The organism is Candidatus Villigracilis saccharophilus (genome assembly GCF_016711665.1).
In genome coordinates this window covers 1-22,861 of the sequence record NZ_JADJSO010000046.1, presented here as the reverse complement: position 1 = coordinate 22,861, position 22,861 = coordinate 1, and the positions used below count along the sequence as shown (strand labels likewise).

The window sequence follows — 22,861 nt, the reverse complement described above, 5'->3', positions numbered from 1 at the left end:
CCGTCAAGTCCGCCCTTGCCAATTCATCTGGTTTATGCTATTTTTAGTGCCAATGAGCTTGCATTCACTGGTATCGCGATCAGGCTGCTAAATCTGAATATATCCGTGGAATAAGGTATAACAAAAGGTGTAAACGGATCGTATGGGTCTTCTACGCGCATTTATTGCCATTGAATTTCCCCCGCATCTTCGAAATGCAATTGAAAAGGAAACTGCCGGCCTGCGCCGCGCTTGGGGAGAGAGGATATCATCCGCTGGATCCCCGCCCAAAATATGCATTTGACCTTAAAATTCATTGGAGATATCGCCGGGTTCTCATGTGGAATTTCTGAAACAGTTGCTCATGCGCGAAGCCGCTTTGCATATGCAGTTTGATCTTCAGCTTGGCGGACTTGGCGCATATCCGAACTCGCGCAAACCCCGCGTTCTATGGATCGGAGTTCATGCCCCGGCAGATTTGGCAATCCTCCAAAAAAACCTCGAAACAGGCATTACCCGGCTTGGTTATGAACAGGCGGATCAGCCTTTCTCGCCGCATCTTACCATCGGGCGTGTTCGGCAGAACATCAATCCATTGGATCTGCCAAAGATCCGCGCAGCAATGGATAATATTCAACTTGGCAATATTGGCATTGCCAGAATAGACTCGATCCATCTTATTAAAAGTGACTTACAACCAAGCGGCTCCATCTATACAAGGTTATTTTCCGCTCCACTATCAAAATCAAGAGGTTAAATCTGAACGCACTCGCACTTGCTCGTGAACTCGTAAACTCCTGGAAGACAAAAAGGGGAAGATATAGTTCTAATCGATTTGAAAGATATTGTCTCATTCACAGACTATTTTATTATTTGTACCGGCACAAGCGACCGTATGTTGGACGCCCTCGCCAAAGCCACCGTTGAAGACATCCGCAGCAAATACAAGAAAAAGGAAAACAACAAGGTTTCTCACGCGATGGCTGGGTGATCGTGGATTTTGGGGATGTGGTCGTACATCTCTTCTCAACCGATCAACGCGACTTTTACAATCTCGAAGAATTATGGGAAGATGGAAAGGTATTATTGAGAGTGCAGTAGGATTACAGCACAGTAGACAGGTAAACACGTAGACAACTTGCATACAATAAAAACATCCCGCGCGATCGCGCGGGATGTTTTTATTTACCTTTACTTAATTACTTGCCTACCTATTTCTCGAACACCCACGCATCCACAGCCCGATTCCAATCAACCAATTCTTCGGCTTTGAACCAGAGTCCTACTTCACGCACACCAGTCTCCGGCTTATCTGAAGCATGAATAAGGTTACGACCTACTTCAAGAGCATAATCGTGGCGAATTGTGCCAGGCGCGGCTTCAACAGGCTTGGTGGAACCGACCGTCTGACGAACAGCAGCAACACGCATTGGGACCTTCCCAAACCATCGCCATAACAGGCGCAGACGTAATATAAGAAATGAGACCAGCATAAAATGGTTTCCAACATGTTCAGCATAATGTGTCTCAGCCAATGATTGACCAACCTGAATAAACTTCGCACCGACCAGTCGAAGTCCGCGGCGTTCAAAGCGTGCAATCACCTCACCAATCAACCCACGTTGCACACCATCGGGTTTTACAAGTACAAGCGTTCTTTCCACAGAAATTCCTCCAAATAATATAAGTATGATACTCCCCAGTGCGATGTCCTGTCTCTCGCACTGGGATGGTATTTATTAGCGTATTAGTTCTTCAGCCTTGTTATAAGCCTCGAGCGCTTCCTTCAAGCGATTGGAGCGCATGTACGCATCGCCTAAAGTTTGCCAGATACCAACTTCCACCGGATAACGATATAGCGACTCGCTCAGATCACGAATGGCTTCTTCGAGATTCTTGCCTTTTTTAATGAGCTTCCCGTAATGATCCAATGCAGCTGGGATATCACCTCGGTCCAACTCATCCTTGGCTTGATTCAACACCTCTGTAATGTTCTGCCCTTCAGGCTGGATCTGCCGCAGACAAACCAGATTTCTTTTTGGCTGGGGCAAGTTTTGAAACAGGCAATTCAGGCTCGGGGAGTTCAGCATCAAATTGAACAGGGATGACAGGTTGTAAAGAAATAGTCTCAACACTCTGATGGATCTCTTCAACAGCCATTTCCTGCACAGGCACCGAAACAGGTTGAGACGTTTCCACTTCCACAGGGTGCCAATCAGAAGGAGAGGTGGGTTGGAGCGGCTGCGGCTTCTCATCTGCTTCCCATTGCTCGCGATGCATCCATGGGGGGAGATCATCATCCTCTTCCAATCCTTCAACCTGCGCAGACTTCCTCTCAACGCCTTGCAGCCAACTCGGGGCAGATCGGCTGTCAGGCTGACAGGGGCAGGTTCTTCGGCAGGCACAGAAGCGGGAATTTGTGATTCCTGTTCGACGGATTTCTTCCACGCATCCTCTTCCAAATCCGCCTGATCCGCTGCGTCGACACCGCTTAACCAATCAGGCAGGTCAGAATTCGCAGCTACAGGCTCTTCAGTGAAACTGGAAGCGGGAGATGCCTGCCAAAATCGATCCTGGAGTTGGCATCGCTTCAAATGGAAGTCCAGGTTCATCATCCAAACCGCTCAACCAGCTTGAAAGATCCTGATCATTCAAGCTATTTTCACTTAAGCTGCTCTTTACTGAGGATTCCTCTTCAGCATCGCTTTAACCATTTTGGAAGATCAGAATCTTGCGAAGTAACTTCCTCTTTCTCGGCAAAGTCGAATCGATTGTCCGTACTGACTGATTGCTGCCCATCCTTTAACCATTCAGGAATTTCAGCATTCTGAAGATTTTGTTCTTCGGGTTGCACAGATTTGGGCTTCAAATCATTCACCCAATCAGGAATATCAGTTGCTTCGCTGGCAAGCGGGGTAATGAACTCATCCTTCTTTTCAGGATCATCAAGATTACGCAGCCAGATGCCTGTTTCATCGTTTGCAGGTAAAGCGGATGCGCTTGCAAAATCAGCGAGGAATTGTTCGCCGGTCTTTTGCTTATCTTCTTCTGTTGTGTTGGCAGAAGATTCGACTTCTCCGATAGCCTGGGCTTGCTGTACCCATTCGGGCGGTGTATCACTGCGTTTATTCGGGTCAGTGACCATCTCTTCAGGTTTGGCTCCGTGCTTGGCGGCGAGAGATTCAAGCCACGCCACTGCGTCATCCTGTTCCTGGGCAGAAGTCCCCAAGTTTTGTACTGATGGCTGGTCAGTTGTTTGTTGATTAATATTTTGCGCCTGTTGAACCCATTCAGGTGCTGTATCACTGCGTTTGTTTGGGTCAGTGACCATCTCTTCAGGCTTGGCCCCGTGCTTGGCTGCCAGTGCTTCAAGCCAGGCCACCGCATCATCCTGTTCCTGAACAGTTGAACCGAGCGTCTCAACACTAGGCAGCGTGGATGCTACCGGTTGAATTGGCTGCAAGTCATCAAGCCCATCCAACCAATCAGGAAGTTCACTCACCTGGTTTGTCACTGACTCTGAAGACGGCGTACTAAACAAATCTGAGATAGTAGTGGATTGCGTGGGTAGCGGCTCAGAAGTTTGCGGACTATCCAGACCGCTTAACCACTCGGGGAGTTCAGCAGCCGATATTTCTGATGGGGCTTCAGAGGGTTTATCAATATCGTTGCGCCAATCCGGCGCAACACCTGCTTGGACTGGCGCAGGTTCGGGGATTTTCACATCATCAAGAGCATCCAGCCAATCTGGAATTTCACTGGATTGAGTTGATATATTTTCAGGCGTTTTTGAATCACCAAGGCCGCTTAACCAATCAGGCACTTCACCAGATTGCACCAAGGCCGCGTCATCTGCCGGCAGATTTAGCCAATCTGGAGCATCTTTTACTGGCGCAGATTCTGCTTGAGCAGGTTCAGAAACTGAAAGTGGCTCACCGTCACCAAGCTCGGATAACCAATCAGGAGTATCTATGGATTGTTCGGAGCCAAATTGAGAGTCCGCAGCTTTCTGCTCGCCAGCTGGAGCTTGTTCCTTGAGCCAGTCCGGAAGGTCTGCCGGTACAAGATCGTCACTGCCGGCGGGTTCCGAATCGAATATTGAAGTGGGCTGTTCGGGCGTTTTTGATTCTTCCCACCCAGCAGCACGTAGAAAATCAGGAATATCCTCGTTTTGCGGCGTAATTGATTCAAATTCAAGCGGAGCCTGGATTTGAGAGGGTATCTCTGACTTTAACCAATCCGGTTGATCATCGACATTAACAGACGCCAGCCCGACCGCTGTGGAAGCCGCGAGCCCAATCCCCAAGGAAGCACCCCATTCCTGCCCCATCGGCACATCATCGCCTGTATATTCAAGATGCTCCAAATTGACAGCGGCATCCGGGACTTCATTTATTTTAAATACAGAGCTTTTTGCAAGCGCGGCATATGGATCCAATTCAATGACCCGCGCACGATACACCTGTGTGCTCTCTGCGTCAACGGCGGATGGCAGGAGTTCAACCATTATTCGATCTGCATCGAAGCAAAATGGATACTGCTTTAATAGGCGTGAACAAATATCCGAGGCATCCGCTTTTTGATTACTAAGAAAATAAGACCGCGCAAGCAAGACCTGCATATCACTGCGAGTTGGATCTTCAGCAAGCACAGTGTGGATCTCAGCAATGGCTTGGGAATGCAATTCACCCTGCACATACATATGCGCCAACGCGCCGCGCGTCATTCGTATCTTGGGCGGCTCCATTCCATCGCGGCGGCCATAAAGTCTTTGTAATTCACTTTGAATGGCGGCATTGGAAGGTTGAGACTCAAATGCGCGTTCCATATGCCAAATGGCATCATCGGATTTGTTCTGCTCATCACGGATGATGCTCATCCCAACATGAGCCACAAAATCTTCAGGAACAGCCATCAGCACACGGCTAAAAATATCCACGGCTTCGTTATAACGTTTCGCTTCAAGATACGCCTTGCCGAGCAAACGATAGGTTTCCAAATGCTTCGGGAAGGTTCTTAAGATATGATGGCAGTGCGCAACAGCCTCATCTGTATTTCCCTGATCAATGAGGCTTTCAATTTCACGATTGTAAATTCTTAACGAGACTTTTGCCATTGCATTTTTCCTGAAGTGAAATTTGTCTGATTCTTAAAAATTTCGCAATCCTAAATACTATTTTACTCGTAAAATAGTGGTAATGGAGATACAAATTCATCACTAAAACCATACGCAGAGAGAACAGCCTCGCGCGCAGCCTTCAATTTTGTTTCATCGTTCGAATGAATTTCAAATAACGGTTCCCCCGCTTCAACCCCATCCCCTACTTTCTTATGGATGATAAAACCGACTGCGCGATCAATGGGATCACCTTTTTTGGTGCGACCTGCCCCGAGCGTCACAGCCGCCTCCCCCACGATCCGGGCATGGACCTGTGAAACGAATCCGCTTCGAGGTGCATTTACTACTTCCAAATATTTTGCGCGTTCAAATCGGTTGACATCATCCACGTAAGCGACATCACCGCCCTGCGCCTGCACCAGCACGCGGAATTTCTCGAGCGCGCTCCCATCAGTTATACATTTCTCAGCCAGAGCCCGTCCTTCGTTCAAATCCTTTGCACGCCCGCCAACCACCAGAACATGCGCGGTAACATGCAAACAATGTTCAAGATAATCTACGGGGGCATTGCCCCGCAATAGATCAATGGCTTCGATCATTTCCAGCGAATTCCCAACCGCATTCCCCAAAGGCTGATTCATGTCAGAAAGCAGGGCGACAGTTTTCCGTCCTGCCAAATGACCGATATCAACCATCAAACTGGCTAGTTTGCGCGCTTCATCTAGAGTTTCCATGAACGCGCCAAGGCCAACTTTTACATCCAGGACAATTGCGGTTGCCCCGGCAGCGATCTTCTTGCACATAATGGAAGATGCGATCAACGGGATCGAGGGCACGGTGCCAGTCACATCACGGAGCGCGTACATTTTGCCATCGGCAGGTGCAAGGTCCAAAGATTGGCCGGTAAGCACGATGCCTTTTTCTTTTAATTGTTGTTTGAACTCATTGGTAGTCAAGTTCACGCGATACCCAGGGATGGATTCCAATTTATCGATCGTGCCGCCGCTAAAGCCAAGTCCGCGGCCTGACATTTTGCCAACGGGCAATCCGCAAGCCGCCACCATCGGCATGACCGAGATGCTGGTCTTGTCACCCACTCCGCCTGAGGAGTGTTTATCAACCACGACATCCACAATTTTTGAGAGGTCGAGCACCTGCCCGGAGTGTGCCATTGCCAGCGTAAGGTCTTTCGTCTCATGGGAAGTCATGCCGTTCAGCATAACGGTCATTGCAAAGGCAGAGGCTTGATAATCGGGTATTTCGCCATTGGTAAATCCCCTTATAAAGAATTCGATCTCCTGCGAAGTCAATTCCTTTTTATCGCGTTTCTTGATGATGATGTCTACCGCGCGCATGTATTTCTCCTTGTGTGTTGCACAAGATAATTTTATCGCATAAATGAAAAGGTCACGCTTGACGCGTGACCTGCTATCTGGTCAATTTCTGGCCTTCTTTGCCATCTTGGACAATCCAGCCCAATGCGGCAATCTCTTCCCGCAGGCGGTCTGATTCTGCGAAATCCTTTCGAGAGCGGGCATCTTTCCGCTGTTCGAGCAATTTCAAGGCTTCCTCAGGAGGCGCTTCCTGGTCGTTTGTCTTAGAAGCATTCAGCACCATTTCCCATACTTCGGGACGAATCCCCTTCCCAACTGGGTCAGACAAATTGAAATTTCCCAATTCATTTAGTGAAAATTTTGCGCCCGCAGGATAGATCTCCATACTGGAACTCTTGACCACCGACACAGAACTGACACCATGCACATCACAAGTCCCTTTCTCAAAATCCATGATGATGCCTGAATGTTCATCCAGCCCAACGAGGATATTGTCACGAGGTAATAATTTGACCCATTGATCAAAGCGCTCGATGCCAACAAAACAACGGCTGGTATCGAGGTCAGTACCGCCTTCGGCATTATTCCAATGCGGGACAAAGGACAGGTCCATTCCAAAGTCTGAAAAGAAATTCAAACCTTGCTTCGTGTGAACGTCTTCGCCCACTTTGTAGATCTCATAAACTGGCAGTACCCATGCCCCAACCGAGATCGTTGCGGCGGATGAAAATATCAACGTAGCGCCTAGTCTGTGCCGCGCGCGGATAATATCCCAAGCCAGTGAGCCATGCAATTGGCGCGCCAAATAAGTGGGACTGCCCGGTCCCATAAAGATGACATTGGCTTGTAATAATGGTTTCAATATTTCAATATTATTCGGGCTGAATTCCGTCCCCTGTTTGCGGGCGGGGATCAGGTCTATCGTGGGCTTGTAATTCTGAAGGCGTGTCTTAAGGAAATCCCCCACCCGAGCGGCTACGATCGAGGCATTTAACTCAAAGCCAGCCGGCGTTTCCAGTACAGAAACATGCAAAGGTCCAGGAATGAGGCGGGCAAGCGCTTCAAAAATACGACCTCCCGCGAGGGAAGTCTCTCCTGATCCAAGAAACGCGATACGCCCTAAAGTCATGCTAATTGGATGCCGCGTTGAGATTGTCTATTACTTCAAGGAAAGTTTCATTATCTGGGATATCGGACATGGATGAACCAAAGTGGACATAGCGCATGTACCCGTTGATATCAAGGACGGTATTCATTGGCATACGTCCTAATTTAAATAAGTTCACTTCCTGACGATATAGCCTGGAAACCTTATGGTCAGGGTCGGGCAAACCGACAAAGGGAAGATTTTCCTTTGTCCAATATCGTTGAAAGGATTGCATATCGTCAGGGCCTACTGCGAGGATCTCTGCTCCGCGCTGCTTGAAATCCGCATAGGAGTCTCTCATACGCGCCAACTGCGCGCGGCAATGGGGTCACATAAAACCGCGCAGGAAAGCAAGCACAACGGGCTGGTTTCCAATAAAGTTGGAAAGTCGAACTAAATTCTCATTTATATCTTTAAGCTCAAAATCAGGCGCAAGCTGGCCGGGGGGCATAATGTTTGCAAGAGTCATATATTCATTATACTTTGTACTAAATTCTTATTGCGCAAAAGAAGCCAAAAATGAAACGACTGCCGAAACAACTTGTGACTGTTGATCGGCGCGAGAGATCTCCGCCTCATTATCTCCTGGCTGGGAGCCGTAATCGCCAAACTGCGCGTGATTTCCGCCGTCAATGACAACATAGTTTGCGTTTGATACGAGGAAAGGTTTCGTTTCATCGAATTTTTCCATGCCTGCCATGTCTTTGGTTCCATAAATCGAGAGCATTTTCAGATCGCTGTTCTTAAGCGAATCGTCAGCAGGATAGGATGCCCAGAAGATGATCCCTTCTATTTCTGGATTATCTTTTGCAAACAAAGCGGAAGCCACACCGCCGAGGGAATGTCCGCCAGTTACCCAATGTGCGATCTCAGGATGTTTTTCAAAAATAGGTTGAGCCGCGTTGATGTCAAAAAAAGCCAGGTTCAAGCGTACAGGAACCAATACGACTAAATACCCCTGCTCCGCGATCCTCCGCAGAGGCGCGGCATAAGAGCGATAATCCACACGTCCGCCGGGGTAGAAGATGAAACCCGTTTCTGGTTGCAGACTGGCAGGTTTGAAAGTTATAAATTTTTCCACAGTTACGGTCACCTGCGAATCCGATTCGAGAGCGGCCAATGCTTCGGGGGCCGGCCCAAGCGGAGTTTCAGCCCAAACGACGAATCCCAACCCCATGACGAACACAACAACTAAAAGTCCAAAAGCGATGCGCTTAATTATTTTCATAAAAGTGATTTTACCTTTTCCCAAATTTTGTCGAACATTTCAATGGTCAGTTTTCCAGTCAACGTATTTTGCTGGCTGGGATGATATGAACACACGATCCAGACATTTTGCAGTTGATATGACGCGCCGTGAGTGAATTTATATACTGAATTGCGCGCTCCATAAATTTTCAAGATTCTTTCGAAGGCAATCCGTCCCAAACACACGATCACTTTGGGGTGAAGAATTTTCAACTCCGCTTCAAGATATGGCTGGCAATTATTTAATTCCTGCGGACTTGGTTTATTATCCGGCGGAGCGCAGCGGCCTGACGCGGTGATATACATATCTTTAAGAATGAGACCATCGCTTCGAGACTCCGCCTCCGCCTGATTCGCGAACCCGGCGCGGTACAGCGCCGGAAAAAGGAATCCGCCCGAAGCATCGCCTGTGAATTGTCGTCCCGTGCGGTTGGAGCCGTGCGCGCCGGGCGCAAGCCCCACCACCAGCACGCGCGCCTGCGGGTCTCCAAATCCGGGGACTGGTTTACCCCAATAATCCGCATTCTTGTAGGCTTTGCGTTTAACACGCGCGACTTCCTCGCGCCATTCCACCAGGCGCGGACATTTACGGCAGGAAATGATTTGTTGTGTGAGTTGTTCAAGATCTGACATGATGTCATTGTATACCAGAAATCAAATCACGCCCTGCCATAGGCTTCCACACCAAACTCACGCGAACGAATAAAAATCAACCTTTCAATAATATTTTTATTTGAAGCCCGCCTTCAGGCAAATTCCGTGCTTCTATTGTGCCGCCCTGGGCTTCGACAAGCTGCTTGGTGATCGCAAGCCCCAAGCCTGTGCCGCCGCTCGAACGCGTGCGGGATTTCTCTTTGCGCCAGAAGCGGTCAAAGAGAAACGGCAGGTCTTCATTTGGGACGCCAGCGCCATTATCATTAACAGAGAGACAAACCGAGTCGGATGCCCATTCCAAAGTAAGCCAGATCTTGCTGCCCTCGGGAGTATAGCGCAAAGCATTTCCAATTAAATTACCGATGACCTGTTCTGTGCGCTGCGCATCGAGTTCCATTGTGAAATCACCGTTCCCCTGTTCGAAAGATAGTGAAATATTTTTTTCGCGGGCTTCGGCGGAGAACATTTCGATTGAATGATCAATCAGCTGGGCAAGGTCAACTGGTCTTTTCTCGAAATGCAGTTGGCGGGTCTCGGCGAGAGTCAGCAGGCGCAGATCATCCACGAGGCGTTCGAGCAGGTAAGTTTGTTCAAGGGCAAGCGAGACTTGTCCGCCATCGGCAGTGTAGATTCCGTCCACGATGCCTTCCAGTCGCCCGCGGATGACAGAGAGCGGCGTCCGTAATTCGTGGGCGATATCAGCGAGCATGTCACGACGTTCGCGGTCATTACGTTCAAGGGAAGACGCCATCTCGTTGAAACTCTCGGAAAGACTGCGCATGTCCTGCGGACCTTCGCTGGAAATGCGGGTGGTGAGTTTGCCGTTTGTGACTTCGCGCGCGGCGTAGATCACATCTGCCAGCGGGTTGACAAAGCGGCGGACCAACAAAGCAGCGACAACAATCAGAAAAAAAGCCAGAAGAAACGAGATCCCGCCGACAGGCAGGATGATCGCACGCGCAAAGTTGATGCGGGTTGTGAGTGAAAGCGACGTGATCACAAGCCAGCCTATCCTTTCTCCATTTGCCTCCAGGGTTAATGCAAGATCTTTGGGTCGAATCTTGTAGATGGAACCAACTTTTGAAACAGAACCAGGATCACGGTCAAGCACGACATGCTGGTCCTGATCCAATAAAACTGCGCTGAGGGAATTTAATTCATCGATGGAATCAAATACGGGAGCAATGCCATCCCAGCTGCCGCGCCCCATATAATATCCCTGCAGTGTGCTTGTGAAGGGCGGTGAAACGGGTGAATTTTGTGATGCAAAAAAGTAGATCATTATAAAAAGGAAGAAAAACAAGGATATAAATAAAACAAACACAAAGGCGCGGACAAGCAGGCTTAATAAACGATTACGAATCTCGCGGACGGATGAATACATGTCAGCCTTCAAATTTATAACCAACGCCATGCACGGTGACGATCAACACGGCTGGTTCCAGTTTACGGCGCAGGTTGCGGATATGAGAGTCAATGGCGCGCTCGAGGCTTTCAAAGGTAACGCCATGTGTGGCTGTGAGTATCTGAGCGCGGGAAAAAATTCGGCCAGGCTGACTCATGAGCGTGGCGAGGATTTCAAACTCGGTGGAAGTAAGCGGAACAGTTTTATCTGACAGATGTACCTCATAATGAGCGCGATCCAATTCCACATTCCCCGCGCGGATGGTACCACTATCGGACGGACTGGCGACACGGCGCAGAACAACGCGAATGCGCGCCACCAATTCACGCGGGCTGAATGGTTTGGTAATGTAATCATCCGCGCCCAACTCAAGACCGATGAGTTTATCGGTCTCGTCAACGCGGGCAGTAAGCATAATAATGGGCACATTGCTTTCGCGGCGGATCTCGCGGCAAACATCCAGGCCGTCCATTTCAGGCAGCATCAGGTCAAGCACGATCAGGTCAGGTTTTTCGCGGCGTGAAAGCGACACTCCCTGCAAGCCGTTACTGGCTGCGACCGTTTCATAGCCTGCCGCCTTAAGATAGTCACGACAGATCTCCACGATCTGGGGTTCATCATCTACGATGAGGATTTTTTTAGGCATAAAACCTTTTTACCACAAAGGGGCACAAAGGTACACGATGGAAAAAGCTAAACACCTTCGTGACCCTTTGTGGCTATTATTTTTATTCGTAGCGTAAAGCCACCATCGGATGCAAATTCGCGGCTCGGAAGGCGGGATATAGGCCGAAGAACACACCGATTGCGAGGGAAAAAAAGAACGCCAGCAAAATTGAATCTGCAGTGATGACAGCAGTGATGAGACCTGTTAGAGTGACAATGGAAGCTATCCCTATACCCAGCAAAATTCCGATCACTCCACCCAAAACACTAAGCGTCATGGTCTCAATCAGGAACTGGGTGCGGATCTGATTTTTCGTAGCGCCTACTGCTTTTCGCAAGCCAATTTCCTTGGTCCGTTCTGTTACAGAGACCAACATAATGTTCATAATCCCAATCCCGCCTACAAGTAGTGAGATTCCCGCGATTGCACCAAGGAAAACCGTAAGCGTATCCGTGATGGAACTTAGGGTTTCCAAGGTATCGGTTTGGTTTTGGACGCTGAAATCCAGGTCATCGGAGGCTGCTAATTTATGAGAACGTCGGATCATGTATTCGATTTGCGCAGAGACAGTATCCATCATCTCTGTGGATTCCACAGAGACATAAATATTATCAATGGTCTTCTTGCCATTGAATGTGGCTATGCTGCCGAATAGCTTTATATAACCCGTTTGCAATGGAATAAACACAGTATCGTCGGACGATGCAAAGCCTGTAGACCCCTTGGATTCAAGCACACCCACCACTTTAAATTTGATACCATTCACCGAAACAGTTTTCCCAATGGGAGACAGGCTTCCAAACAAGTCCTCGGCAGTTTGGGAACCCAATACTGCCACAAATGCCTCCGACTTGTTATCGCCTTCTGTAATAAAACGACCATTTGCGACATCATACGAGCGCACTTCCTGATAATTCGCAGTGACACCCGTTACACTCACACTAAAACTTTCATCGCCAAATTTTATGATGTAGGAGGATTGATAGCTTGGCACGATCACTGTAACGTTGTTCACCAGACCGCGCTGAAGCAACTCATAATCGGAATAATAAAGATGACTGGCCTGTTGAGATGCTCCTCCACCCGGAGCGCCAAACGATCTTCCAGCAGAAACGGTCAGCAAGTTGGTGCCACTGCTTTGAATATCGCTTGTAATACTGGCGGTTGCGCCCTTGCCAATGGAAAGTAAGGCGACCACCGTCGCCACACCAATCACAATTCCCAACATCGTCAGCACAGAGCGTAATTTATTGGCACGCAAAGCCCGTATTGCTATCTTAAAATTTTCTGAAAATAACATGTTCGTTCTCCAAATCAATCTCGTCAATGCGAGGAAGTGATTTCCCGACGGCACTTGCGCCGCGCGCCAGTGCGGTGAGCAATCTCATAAACATGATTGAAGATTGCTTCGGGCTTGTGCCCTCGCAATGACGGAAAATTACTCTTCCGCGCGCGGGGTGCCTGCCTTGATCGGGTGGGCATTTAGTTCATCTGAAACGATGCTTCCATCCGACAGTTTGATGATTCGGTTTGTATGGCGGGCTACATACGAATCATGGGTCACCAAAATAACTGTCTGTCCATGATCTTTATACAGGCTTTGAAACAGTTCCATGATCTCCACGCCCGTCTTGCTATCCAACGCGCCAGTTGGCTCATCTGCGAGGAGAATTGCCGGTTCATTCACCAGCGCACGTGCAATTGCCACGCGCTGTTGCTGTCCGCCAGAAAGTTCGTTTGGCGCATGATGAGTACGATCTGACAAACCCACACGATCCAGAGCTTTCATCGCGCGGTCCCGTCTTTCCTTACCTGAGAAACCCGCGTATGTGAGCGGCAACATCACGTTTTCCAGGGCACTTGTGCGTGCCAGCAAATTGAATTGCTGAAAAACAAACCCAATCTTTTTTCCGCGAATTTCCGCAAGCTTTGTCTCTTCCATGTTTTCCACTGAAATTCCGTCCAGCGTATAACTGCCGCTGCTGGGCATATCCAGGCATCCAATGATGGACATCAAGGTGCTCTTCCCTGAACCGGATGGGCCCATGATCGCGACCATCTCGCCCTTCTCAATGGTGAAACTCGCACCGTTCAGTGCACGAACTTCAGTTTCGCCCATCTGGTACACCTTTGTTAGATTTTCAGTTCGTATCATTACTTAATTTCCTCCGCCAAAAGGTCCACCTGGTCCAGGTCCACTACTTGCCTGCCCCACCTGAACTCGATCACCTTCCTTCAGATCACCTGTAACAGCAACCAAGTCTCCGACAATCGCGCCGCCAACCACATTCACTCGCAAGGTGGAGGTACCACCTTGAATTACCAAAACATATTCACCCTCGCTGTCATTCTGGATCGCCGTGATCGGTACCATTAATGTCTTTGAGGCTGCTTTGATTTGGATCACCACATTCGCGGTTGTACCTAATGGCAGGAATGTTTCTTCCTCCAACTTATTCAAATCCACGCGGACTTTATATTTCACCAAACCAGAGTCAACTTCACCGACTGGATTGATCGCTGTCACCTCGCCAGTAAGCGTGACTCCAGGCACCGCGTCCAACGTAACTTCAGCCAGATTCCCCAATTTGACATTTTCTATATCTGATTCATCCACCTGTGTTTCCACGTAGAGATGATCCATGTCTGCGAGGTTGATGGAGAGATCACCTGTATCCACAACATCCCCAACGTGATGCTCCACCGATAACACCTCACCATCGAACGGGGCGATAATGCTCAATGAATTGACAGTCACCTGCGCCGCATCCACTTCGGCCTGAGCCGCGATCACATCCGCTGAAGTTTCGCCAGCGAGCAGACGGTCATATTCGCGTTGTTTATCTTCAAGCTCTGCCTTTTTCAACGCGAGATCATTCTCCGCTTCAATGATCCAATCTTTGGGAGCAGGGCCTTTGAAGTTTTCAGTGGTGTAATCGTACCTCCAGCCATTCCCTGACTTTACGAGTTTGGCAGAGTATGTTGTTTGCGGAACCTTGTTATCGGTTTGCAAATAGCGCAAGTAATAGACTGCACTATCGTAATCTTCCTGTGCAGTCTTCAGGTCAATAGCAGCTTGCGCGAGGTCCGTGCCAGAGGTGAGAAGATCTTCCAGATTTTTTTGAGCAGTTACCAGGTCCGCTTGAGCCGAGACGATGCTTGCCGAGGTGCTGGTCGGATCCAACGTCAACAGAATAGAGTCAGCTTTGACAAAATCTCCTGGCTTCACATTCACAGCTTCCACAACGCCGCTTGTCTTCCAACTTAGGCTAGCAAAGGGCTGGGCTTCGAGAGACCCAGAGGCTTCAATGGTCTCGGCCACATCCAGCGAAGTAACGGTCGCTGGGGATGCGGCGGTTGGGTTATTTGCCCTGGCGGGAGAAAATCTCCGAGCCATTAAAATGGCGGCAATCACCACAATTCCTACGATAGCCCAATTTCGGACTTTTTTGTTATTCCATAAGTTCAACATTTCGTATCTCCTCGTTTATTATTATTATTGTCCAAAGATACTTTGTGATTGTGCAGAATTTGTGCAGAAACATGGGATGGTTATGGAGGTTTCTCGCAGACCGTACAAGCACTGTTAAATCAAAAGCGGCGGATAAACCGCCGCCTAAATAAATTGAATTTATATTATCCTGCCGACACAGATACGCCCGCCCGTTTGCGCGGCTAGATATTATCTGTTTGATAATACTATCTGCCCGCCTCCAACATCCCAAAGAACATCGGGCTGAGATAGGGGATTAGCCAGATAAACCAAACGGCAATGCTGAATTTGTGGAAGTTGGCGATCATTCTTTCGTCTTTTCGTACAAGCACGAAGGTTGCCCAGATCGCGTGGATGAACATCAGGACGATGGCGAGCACGCCTGAAAACCCATGAATGTCATAACTCATGCCGCCGACAAATTCAAACATCAGTCCAGTGCCCCAGGTATCGCAGATAAGGCCAAACCAAAAGAAGACGGTATGCCAAACTTTGAGCCTGCCTTGAATACGTTCACTCCAGACGCCGATGGAGTAGAAGAGCAAGGCTAAGTTAATGATTATTATTGCAGCAGGATTCATCGGTGGTTCCCTCCAGAAATTTTATTTTCAAATATTATACCTGCCTGTTGAAAAGCGCCAGGAAAATAGTTTTCCTGGCGCTTTTTTTAGAGCAGATATATTTGACCTCTTGCATAGGTTGTAAGGAATGTCCGTAAAAAAAAAATCATTTTGAACCACGAAGACACTGAGGCACGGAGTTTCTAATTGGTTTTCTCTGTGTCTCCGTGGCTCAGTGTTTAAGCTTTTAGACTTTCGCAAGAGGTCTATTGATTTGCAATAGGGGAAGTTAATCCACACCAATGATGTAATTGTCGATCTCGTAGCCTTCCACTGTTTTGTTATATTTTATTTCGGCTTGATGTTCAACGCGCAAGCCTTTGAGCGCCAGCAATTTGCGGACGAAGATGTCTGTTTCTGCGATGGCGAGGTGCTCGCCCGCGCAGCGGTGGGGACCGGAACCAAACCCGATCAAGGAACGATACGTTCCCTTATCCAGTTCGCGGTGCGGACAGTTCTGTTCGGGACTCGCGCCGACAGCCTGCGCATCCGCATTGACATCATATACATGGAATTCGATCTTCGCATCCATGGGAATGTTGTGGGTTTCGCCTCCGCTGGTGACTGTGACAGGCTCGTTGATCACCTTGCGCTTGATCTTGCCGATGACAGGTTCAAGGCGCAGGATCTCATGCAGGGCTTCGTAGCGGACATCAATATCTTCTGAAGTGAGCGCCTCGCGGACTTTCGGATTCTCAAGGGCGTGCATCAATACAGCACAAATGAATTCCTGGGTGGTGGCCATGCCTGCCGCGCCATACACAAGGCACTCGACCATGATGTCGAGTCCGCTTTTGCCTTTGGAGAGCATGTAGGAAACCACGTCATCCTGCGGATTGCGTTTGCGCTCGGCAATCGAGGGGCGGACATCAAGTAACCAAAATTGAAGTTGATGCGAGTACCCGATGATCTCGGCGAAAACGCGCATGATGGGATTTGTAGGTTTAGCAGGCGGGGAGTGAAGCATGCCATCGATGCGGCGGATCATGCCTTGGGTCGGGTTGAGACCGACTACTGCCGAAGTCACCACGACCGCCATGCGGGTCGTGAGTGTCTTCAAGTTGATGCGTTTGGCAGTGGTCAAACTGGCGATGATCTCGTCTGCGGCTTTTTCCATCATGGCCCAATGTTTTTGCGATACTGTAGTTGGGCTGAAATATTTCGCGATGGCGGCGCGCTGTTTGCGGTGCGGGTCACCATATTGATAAAGGACAGGTTCGAGCTTGGCTCTGAAGACGTTCTCAGCTCCAAAGCCATCTTGCAGCAGTTCCTGCTTGAGCAGGTCTTTGGCTTCGGCGTAGCCGCGGATGTGCCAGATTCCCTGGTTGTCTTTTTCAACACGCGGGGTGTTTTGATATGGTTCGGTTGCGGTTTTTGAATCGGTGTGGAATGTCATAATGGGTTTCCTTTGAGCGATGATTGTAATCGAAGTAAATTCATGTCCCATCCATACTCATGACTTTCTCAGGCGGCAAGATATGCGACATTTTTTCACAATGGGCTTCTTAAACATAAACATTTGAAAGTATACGCATTAGAATGTTTGTAAATAAGGAGGTATCCATGAAACTTTTCCTGTCGGTACTATTGAATTGTATTGTGATCGTTGCCTTGTCTGCCTGCAACATGCCGACCGTGGTTCCTGCAACCGATACTCCTGCCCCTATTCCAGCCACAAATACAGCCGTGGTCAATACTGAAATCCCTGCGCCGCCTCCCCTTTCCATCACGCTGGGCGAGACAAATGATTCTCAAGGTATCACACTCGACCGCGGCGGAGATGTGGACACGCAGGCTGTTTCAATTGGAACACCTGCACTATCCGCCCGCAGCAGCGGCAATGGACAGGTGATCTCAGGCGGCGACACCACGCCTGATTCTTACATCCAGTTCAATGTGGATGATGAAAGACTATTTGGTGGAGCACCCACAGCGCATGTGCGGGTGGAAGTGGATTATTTTGATCAAGGCACAGATTCATTCAATCTGCAATATGATGCGGTCCCGTTTGGAGCCTCTGATGGCAAGTTCGCGGGCGGAGGCTCGGTGGTCAAGACCAATACGAACACATTCAAAACTGCGAGCTTCAATGTTTGCGATGCAAATTTTGCGAACCGTGACAACGGCGCGGATTTCCGCATTTCAGATAATGCCGATGGCGCAGAGATCATTCGCGCGGTGCGGGTGGTCGAGTTGACGGGTGGAGATGCAAAGGTTAATGTGGATGACTTCGGCGCGAATCCTTTCGATGAGCAACCCGACAGCGAAGCGATCCAATCGGTGCTGGATTCAGCTTGCAGCGGCGACACGATCGTTTTCACATCGCCAGAGAGTGACCTTGCTTACAGGGGATATCTGATCGCCAGGACAATCTTCTTAACCGGGATGTCCGCAAAACATGATCTTACTTTTACATCCTTTGACCCGAATGACCACGCCCTGCTGCAAGCCACCGCTGATTTGAAAGGATTCGTTGTCCGTCTTTTTGCGCGGTCACGTTTTAGCAATGCGGGCGATATTGACAATATCGATTTTGGAAACATAGACGTGAACGGCGGGCGCGATGTGCGGCAATGCCTCGGCTCGGATCAAAGCATTAATGGCGTGGATGACAACTGGGGTTCGTGGCTTCCTGAATGTACGCAGGCCGGTGATCCGTGGTGTTCGCCCGGCAACATCGGCATGGACGGCGCGATGGATAATTTAGATGTCAGCCAGAATTTTTTGGAGAACCCCTCACGCTGGACGATAGGCATTGCGGTGCATGACCTCGTCAACTCAGATACGGAATGTGGAACAGCGCTGGCCTTTGGAAGCGCAGGCGGAAGAATTGAAAATGTGACCATTGATACAGCAGGCGATCATGTCCACGCCCCGGGCTGTACGCTGACCGATGATGACGGCGACGCTGGCGGATGGTCGGATGGCATTACCCTTTTTGGCCCCGCACATTCAGTCACGGCCAATACCATCATCAATCCGTCGGATGTGGGCATTGTTTACTTTGGCGGAAAGAATACCTTCATCGCTGGCAATTCGATCCTTATCGAAGCAGGAAATTACGGCGCGTTCGCGGGTATCGCGCTTCATCCGTGGACGTTTGGGGATGTATCGGGAGTAAATATTGTTGGAAATCAAGTCACCAGTGAAGGCGATACACGCTGCGGCGGATTGCACACCGGCATTAACCTTGGTCCGCACATGTGGGGCGGAGCGTGTGTTGGAAGCGCGACTGGCGCGGTCTACGGCAACAGCGGATCCTGTTCAAACGATCCGACTCAGTCGGAGGTTGCCACCTGCTCGACAGGCAATTGCCAGCTGTGGGCCTATCTGCCAACCAGCGCCACGCTGATGCTGAGAGATAATGTAGTCACTGGCGCGAACATCAATTACCTGATCGAAGGGGTTGATAATATCGGAGAATTCATCGACGAGAATAACATCAGCCAAACACCGCAAGTTTCAGACTGGCAAGCGGCTAAATCAGGCTGTAACGGAGTGACATGGGGCGCGCTGGATAAGGTGGCGCATCATCCGCAGTTGGCGGGCTACACCGATCTGCGTATTCACTGTGAGCGGTGACAATTCCCGCTCCCAGCCTTATTCGTTATTCAAGGCAAACTCAATTGCACGGATGACACCATTGGCACTTGCATCAGCACGCAAGTGCAGGTGTGTCGTTCTCCGCCTGATTGTTCAAATTGCTGCGATCAAAGGGAGAGCCGTCTAATTCAATGATAATTTTTTTTCTTTATCGGGGCAATATCAGCCTACATTTTCCCAAGGAGAAACAACCAATTCAATAGCGTTATTTAATTTCAGGATGTAGACGGGATCAGATTCCACCACCTGAGACCAAAAGGTTCCATCTTTGATTACTGAGTTTTTGCTATCTACGAGGCTTTGCCGGGCGTCAGCTAAACCGGCATTGTAAAATGTGCGATCACAGATCCCGTTGCCCCAATATATATAGTCGTTGGCTGATACCCATTCCGCGGATGAAGTGACGGACGGCAAATGATCTGGCAGAGTGATCGTGGAAGTAAAGGCATGCTCTCCTTCACCGATCTGGGTGTGAATCACATTGCCCTCACGTTTATGGATCACCGTGGAGGCTTTAGTAATAATATTGACTGGGTCCATGGAGGATGTTGAAGACCTGGCATCCACAATCATGTAACGGGGAGTGTTGGTGGAATCACGAACAAAAATAGACCATTCCGCTCGAAGTCCTTTCGCCAGCCCTGATACACGATAGGCGTTGACGGTTAACAAATAAGCTGGCTCATCCGTGTTCAGGCACCGAATGGGACAAAGTGTGAATTGCGGCGGGATACGAAGCTTTTGCGCCAAATTGTTAATTTCGGATGGCTTTATTCGGTATACCCAATAGATCGATGGAGGGTCATTTTCGATCTTGAACTGCATGAGCGGATGGTCTTTTCCGATCGCGATCTTGAACCCAGAATAGATTGCCATTTGAGAATACATGAACCTTTTCAGGATATTTCTTCCCAGCCGCCCAAGTCTGGAAAGTTTTTTTGTTAATACGGAATTTTCCATACTTGGTCTCCAAAATTAGAATTAATGATTCAAAAAACCGTTTCTGAGAATATAGTTAATCATTTTTAATATTCTGACAATTATAGTAAACTATCAGACGTTATTACATAGTATTCCATTACTAGATACGCCATTTTATTGACCCCATGGTTTTATAGAGTGGGCGATACAGCAATATTTTGACGAACCATTTAAATCAGGAAAATTCTTTGCAGCCCTCAAAAGGAATCCATGAACATCGCGCCCTTAAGTACTGACGATATCCTGAGACTATGGTCTCAAACCTATAATCGCGAGGGAAAGCCCGATTGGTCACATATTTTCCCATATTACCATGAGGATATTGTTTTTCAAGATAGCATCCAAAGGATAGAAGGCAAAGATAAATTCATTGCATTATGTGATCGACTGACACAGCGCTGCGAACAATTGCGCATGGATATTTCGTCAATCGCACAACACGAAAACGAGATATTCCTTGAATGGAAAATGACGATGATGTTTAAAAAATTTCCCAGCACACCCATGTTTGGGTGCACAAAACTCACATTTGGTGAAGATAACCGCATTATCAAGCAGCGAGACTATTACGACCTCTGGGGGGATATTTTTAATGGGATCCCCTGGTTTCATCGTCCGTATAGAAAATTCATGCATAGATATTTTGGATAGGTGGATCTTAACATGAAACTTCCTGAAGAACTTCAATTTATTGAAAACGCAAGAATGCCCCAAAAAAACACAACTGCCAGGCTGGATGGTCAGATTTGTGTTGTTACTGGAGCGACATCCGGCGTGGGGTATGAAATCGCAAAACGGCTTGCGGAAGGCGGAGCCCATTTAGTTCTAGTATGTCGGAATGCTGAAAAAGCAAAGAGGGTTAAGGCGGAAATAACCGGTCTGTTCGACACCAGGGTTGATCTTGTTCAAGCTGATTTTTCAAACCTGGACGAGGTGCAAGTCGCTGCAAGTCAAATTCTTCATCAGTTTCCTGTCATCAATGTCTTAATTAATAATGCAGGCATGCATTTAACCAAACGCACCTTAACAGCAGATGGATTTGAAACTGCATTTGCTGTCAACCACCTTGCCTCATTTCTATTTACGCGATTGCTTCTTGAAAGAATGATCGAGAAGGCCCCCTCCCGGATCATTCAGGTAAACTCTGAGGGACATCGTTTTGGAGGATTAAAGCTTGATGACCTGCATTGGGAAAAACGCAGGTATCGCGGTCTGCAAGGCTATGGCGCTTCCAAGACAGCCCAACTGCTGACAGTTTGGGAATTAGCGGATAGGTTAAATGGAAGCGGCGTGACGATCAATGCAGTGCACCCTGGTGAAGTTGCTACAAATATCGGGATGAATAACGGAATCCTGTATCGATGGTATCAAAAATATTTACTTTTTCCGTTATTAAAAGACCCCAGGATATCCGCGGAAGCGCTCTATTACTTTGCCGCCGCCCCGGAATTAAGCATGACGAGTGGAAAATTCTTTAACCAAACCATTGAAGAAAAACCAGCAGCCCATGCTCTGGACCGGGTAACGGGGAAACGCATTTGGGACATAAGGAAGAATTAACGGGCTTACACCTTAAACATAAAACGGTGGACAATGAACATCTGATCCCTGTGGGAAATTCGGGTTTAACGATTGCTTCATAAGTAGTGAACTTTTGAATTTTTTCGTAATTAGGTATATATTAATATCCTCATGAGCAAACAACAAACTTCTTCCTTTGTTTTCAAGAATATTTACCCGAGATTTAGATACATATTGCTGCTGGGCCGCAAGCTTTATCATTTTTTTATGACCCTGCAAACTTCTTTTAGCCAGCGCCCTGCATCTTCTCCTGTTCTACCAGACACTTACACTGTGTTAAACACATCGACATTTGATTCTGAAATAGATCTTCATTGTTTGGAGGGTGAAATCCCCGCCGATATTGAGGGTCCCTCTTCATCTGTCAATGCCTGGGTTCCCCGGAGGCATTTATGGTTGGAGATACGAATATTATTCGTATGGATTTTGAGGGCAAGGAACCACGGCTTACCAATCGTTTGATGTGGACACCAACAGCATTGGCCCGCCAAAAACTTAAGAACACCCGTCACCGCTTTGATTTTTTTGGGTTGATGTATCTATCTCCCGGGATGGGCATGAGTTCCTATACAGAAGGTTTGTATCTACTGCCCGATGGGCGTCTGGGGGTAACAAGCGATGTTGATCGCCCGTGGGTCATTGAAAGGGATAGTTTACAAGCCGTAACGCCGCTGGACGAAGAGATGAATGGCTGCCCATGCTGGCGGATAACGCCGGTGAGGTGATGGGGGCTTTTCGCCGGGCTACAACAATTCCCATGTCTTATATACCGATCATGAAAAGGCCGAAGTTTTTTGGTCAACTATCGGTTAAAGCGACCTGGAAGCGGGCACCCGGTCAAATTGATCCGCTGGGATGGTTACAATGATTTTGAATCGTGGATCGTCGTAGATGGTAATGGTGCGGAGATCGAAATCAGGCAAAGCATTCATGAATTGGTCTTTACCCGTGATTACATCCTGCTGGCCGATACTGCATTTGTAGCGGGGACAGAAATGTTTACCCCCTGAAGAATGCGAAATTGCCCTAT

Annotated in this window: 22 protein-coding genes and 3 pseudogenes; 8 read left to right on the top strand and 17 right to left on the bottom strand. The window is 48.5% G+C overall.

Annotated features, from left to right (window positions below; genetic code table 11):
- The first annotated feature begins 319 nt into the window (after positions 1-319).
- From thpR to IPL17_RS14335, 3 genes are all read left to right on the top strand, one after another.
- Positions 320-736 carry an RNA 2',3'-cyclic phosphodiesterase gene (thpR, locus tag IPL17_RS14345; protein WP_345307761.1) on the top strand — a complete coding sequence of 139 codons (417 nt, stop codon included), beginning with the start codon at positions 320-322 and terminating at the stop codon, positions 734-736.
- Between the two features lie 78 nt (positions 737-814).
- Positions 815-970 (top strand): RsfS/YbeB/iojap family protein, encoded by a 156-nt coding sequence (locus tag IPL17_RS14340; protein ID WP_345307760.1) that lies wholly within the window; start codon positions 815-817, stop codon positions 968-970.
- Positions 967-1,080: an RsfS/YbeB/iojap family protein gene (locus tag IPL17_RS14335; protein WP_345307759.1), complete on the top strand. Its 114-nt coding sequence runs from the start codon at positions 967-969 to the stop codon at positions 1,078-1,080. Before IPL17_RS14340 ends, IPL17_RS14335 begins: the two co-directional genes overlap by 4 nt.
- A gap of 110 nt (positions 1,081-1,190) precedes the next feature.
- Here the strand turns inward: IPL17_RS14335 and ndk are convergent.
- The 16 genes and pseudogenes from ndk to IPL17_RS14255 form a co-directional block, all read right to left on the bottom strand.
- Positions 1,191-1,643, bottom strand: a pseudogene (ndk, locus tag IPL17_RS14330) (nucleoside-diphosphate kinase).
- A gap of 75 nt (positions 1,644-1,718) precedes the next feature.
- Positions 1,719-2,594, bottom strand: coding sequence for a tetratricopeptide repeat protein (locus tag IPL17_RS14325; protein WP_345307758.1), 876 nt, complete (start codon positions 2,592-2,594; stop codon positions 1,719-1,721).
- An 80-nt stretch (positions 2,595-2,674) separates the two neighbouring features.
- Positions 2,675-5,095: a tetratricopeptide repeat protein gene (locus IPL17_RS14320; RefSeq protein WP_345307757.1), complete on the bottom strand. Its 2,421-nt coding sequence runs from the start codon at positions 5,093-5,095 to the stop codon at positions 2,675-2,677.
- 62 nt (positions 5,096-5,157) lie between these two features.
- On the bottom strand, positions 5,158-6,453 hold the full coding sequence (locus tag IPL17_RS14315) for a thymidine phosphorylase (protein ID WP_345307756.1): 1,296 nt from the start codon (positions 6,451-6,453) through the stop codon (positions 5,158-5,160).
- 73 nt (positions 6,454-6,526) lie between these two features.
- Positions 6,527-7,561, bottom strand: a complete 1,035-nt coding sequence (locus IPL17_RS14310) for a cysteinyl-tRNA synthetase (RefSeq protein WP_345307755.1) — start codon at positions 7,559-7,561, stop codon at positions 6,527-6,529.
- A 1-nt stretch (position 7,562) separates the two neighbouring features.
- A pseudogene (locus IPL17_RS14305) lies at positions 7,563-7,895 on the bottom strand (redoxin domain-containing protein); the annotation flags it as partial.
- Between the two features lie 30 nt (positions 7,896-7,925).
- Positions 7,926-8,048, bottom strand: a pseudogene (locus IPL17_RS14300) (alkyl hydroperoxide reductase); the annotation flags it as partial.
- A 27-nt stretch (positions 8,049-8,075) separates the two neighbouring features.
- On the bottom strand, positions 8,076-8,807 hold the full coding sequence (locus IPL17_RS14295) for an alpha/beta hydrolase (protein WP_345307754.1): 732 nt from the start codon (positions 8,805-8,807) through the stop codon (positions 8,076-8,078).
- Positions 8,804-9,460, bottom strand: a complete 657-nt coding sequence (locus IPL17_RS14290) for a uracil-DNA glycosylase (RefSeq protein WP_345307753.1) — start codon at positions 9,458-9,460, stop codon at positions 8,804-8,806. The genes IPL17_RS14295 and IPL17_RS14290 overlap by 4 nt, the downstream gene beginning before the upstream one ends.
- 76 nt (positions 9,461-9,536) lie before the next feature.
- Positions 9,537-10,865 (bottom strand): ATP-binding protein, encoded by a 1,329-nt coding sequence (locus IPL17_RS14285; RefSeq protein ID WP_345307752.1) that lies wholly within the window; start codon positions 10,863-10,865, stop codon positions 9,537-9,539.
- A 1-nt stretch (position 10,866) separates the two neighbouring features.
- Positions 10,867-11,532 carry a response regulator transcription factor gene (locus IPL17_RS14280; RefSeq protein ID WP_345307751.1) on the bottom strand — a complete coding sequence of 222 codons (666 nt, stop codon included), beginning with the start codon at positions 11,530-11,532 and terminating at the stop codon, positions 10,867-10,869.
- 82 nt (positions 11,533-11,614) lie between these two features.
- Complete coding sequence (locus IPL17_RS14275) at positions 11,615-12,853, bottom strand: ABC transporter permease (RefSeq protein ID WP_345307750.1); 1,239 nt, start codon at positions 12,851-12,853, stop codon at positions 11,615-11,617.
- A 138-nt stretch (positions 12,854-12,991) separates the two neighbouring features.
- Entirely contained in the window at positions 12,992-13,708 is a 717-nt protein-coding gene (locus IPL17_RS14270; RefSeq protein ID WP_345307749.1) for an ABC transporter ATP-binding protein, read from the bottom strand.
- 3 nt (positions 13,709-13,711) lie between these two features.
- Complete coding sequence (locus tag IPL17_RS14265) at positions 13,712-15,025, bottom strand: efflux RND transporter periplasmic adaptor subunit (RefSeq protein WP_345307748.1); 1,314 nt, start codon at positions 15,023-15,025, stop codon at positions 13,712-13,714.
- A 227-nt stretch (positions 15,026-15,252) separates the two neighbouring features.
- On the bottom strand, positions 15,253-15,627 hold the full coding sequence (locus IPL17_RS14260; protein WP_345307747.1) for an HsmA family protein: 375 nt from the start codon (positions 15,625-15,627) through the stop codon (positions 15,253-15,255).
- 268 nt (positions 15,628-15,895) lie between these two features.
- Positions 15,896-17,062: a cytochrome P450 gene (locus IPL17_RS14255; protein WP_345307746.1), complete on the bottom strand. Its 1,167-nt coding sequence runs from the start codon at positions 17,060-17,062 to the stop codon at positions 15,896-15,898.
- 167 nt (positions 17,063-17,229) lie between these two features.
- Here IPL17_RS14255 and IPL17_RS14250 point away from each other — a divergent pair, with 167 nt between their 5' ends.
- Complete coding sequence (locus tag IPL17_RS14250; RefSeq protein ID WP_345307745.1) at positions 17,230-19,248, top strand: hypothetical protein; 2,019 nt, start codon at positions 17,230-17,232, stop codon at positions 19,246-19,248.
- 183 nt (positions 19,249-19,431) lie between these two features.
- Here IPL17_RS14250 and IPL17_RS14245 read toward each other — a convergent pair whose 3' ends face one another.
- The gene (locus IPL17_RS14245) at positions 19,432-20,229 is read right to left on the bottom strand and encodes a hypothetical protein (protein ID WP_345307744.1); all 798 of its coding nucleotides are present in this window, start codon (positions 20,227-20,229) and stop codon (positions 19,432-19,434) included.
- 231 nt (positions 20,230-20,460) lie between these two features.
- Between IPL17_RS14245 and IPL17_RS14240 the strand changes: the two genes are divergently transcribed.
- The 4 genes from IPL17_RS14240 (at position 20,461) to IPL17_RS14225 (ending at position 22,841) form a co-directional block, all read left to right on the top strand.
- Positions 20,461-20,901, top strand: coding sequence for a nuclear transport factor 2 family protein (locus tag IPL17_RS14240; protein WP_345307743.1), 441 nt, complete (start codon positions 20,461-20,463; stop codon positions 20,899-20,901).
- Between the two features lie 12 nt (positions 20,902-20,913).
- Positions 20,914-21,810: an SDR family oxidoreductase gene (locus tag IPL17_RS14235; RefSeq protein WP_345307742.1), complete on the top strand. Its 897-nt coding sequence runs from the start codon at positions 20,914-20,916 to the stop codon at positions 21,808-21,810.
- A gap of 413 nt (positions 21,811-22,223) precedes the next feature.
- On the top strand, positions 22,224-22,556 hold the full coding sequence (locus IPL17_RS14230) for a hypothetical protein (protein WP_345307741.1): 333 nt from the start codon (positions 22,224-22,226) through the stop codon (positions 22,554-22,556).
- Between the two features lie 69 nt (positions 22,557-22,625).
- Positions 22,626-22,841 carry a hypothetical protein gene (locus IPL17_RS14225; RefSeq protein WP_345307740.1) on the top strand — a complete coding sequence of 72 codons (216 nt, stop codon included), beginning with the start codon at positions 22,626-22,628 and terminating at the stop codon, positions 22,839-22,841.
- Positions 22,842-22,861 lie beyond the last annotated feature (20 nt).

Bases quoted from the DNA above. Each gene is read 5' to 3' on its own strand.
- IPL17_RS14295 (WP_345307754.1), bottom strand. From the start codon at position 8,807: ATGAAAATAATTAAGCGCATCGCTTTTGGACTTTTAGTTGTTGTGTTC.
- IPL17_RS14270 (WP_345307749.1), bottom strand. From the start codon at position 13,708: ATGATACGAACTGAAAATCTAACAAAGGTGTACCAGATGGGCGAAACT.
- IPL17_RS14280 (WP_345307751.1), bottom strand. From the start codon at position 11,532: ATGCCTAAAAAAATCCTCATCGTAGATGATGAACCCCAGATCGTGGAG.
- IPL17_RS14285 (WP_345307752.1), bottom strand. From the start codon at position 10,865: ATGTATTCATCCGTCCGCGAGATTCGTAATCGTTTATTAAGCCTGCTT.
- IPL17_RS14260 (WP_345307747.1), bottom strand. From the start codon at position 15,627: ATGAATCCTGCTGCAATAATAATCATTAACTTAGCCTTGCTCTTCTAC.
- IPL17_RS14245 (WP_345307744.1), bottom strand. From the start codon at position 20,229: ATGGAAAATTCCGTATTAACAAAAAAACTTTCCAGACTTGGGCGGCTG.
- IPL17_RS14325 (WP_345307758.1), bottom strand. From the start codon at position 2,594: ATGATGAACCTGGACTTCCATTTGAAGCGATGCCAACTCCAGGATCGA.
- IPL17_RS14315 (WP_345307756.1), bottom strand. From the start codon at position 6,453: ATGCGCGCGGTAGACATCATCATCAAGAAACGCGATAAAAAGGAATTG.
- IPL17_RS14250 (WP_345307745.1), top strand. From the start codon at position 17,230: ATGAAACTTTTCCTGTCGGTACTATTGAATTGTATTGTGATCGTTGCC.
- IPL17_RS14230 (WP_345307741.1), top strand. From the start codon at position 22,224: ATGGTTGGAGATACGAATATTATTCGTATGGATTTTGAGGGCAAGGAA.
- IPL17_RS14310 (WP_345307755.1), bottom strand. From the start codon at position 7,561: ATGACTTTAGGGCGTATCGCGTTTCTTGGATCAGGAGAGACTTCCCTC.
- IPL17_RS14240 (WP_345307743.1), top strand. From the start codon at position 20,461: ATGAACATCGCGCCCTTAAGTACTGACGATATCCTGAGACTATGGTCT.
- IPL17_RS14275 (WP_345307750.1), bottom strand. From the start codon at position 12,853: ATGTTATTTTCAGAAAATTTTAAGATAGCAATACGGGCTTTGCGTGCC.
- IPL17_RS14290 (WP_345307753.1), bottom strand. From the start codon at position 9,460: ATGTCAGATCTTGAACAACTCACACAACAAATCATTTCCTGCCGTAAA.
- IPL17_RS14255 (WP_345307746.1), bottom strand. From the start codon at position 17,062: ATGACATTCCACACCGATTCAAAAACCGCAACCGAACCATATCAAAAC.
- IPL17_RS14265 (WP_345307748.1), bottom strand. From the start codon at position 15,025: ATGTTGAACTTATGGAATAACAAAAAAGTCCGAAATTGGGCTATCGTA.
- IPL17_RS14235 (WP_345307742.1), top strand. From the start codon at position 20,914: ATGAAACTTCCTGAAGAACTTCAATTTATTGAAAACGCAAGAATGCCC.
- IPL17_RS14320 (WP_345307757.1), bottom strand. From the start codon at position 5,095: ATGGCAAAAGTCTCGTTAAGAATTTACAATCGTGAAATTGAAAGCCTC.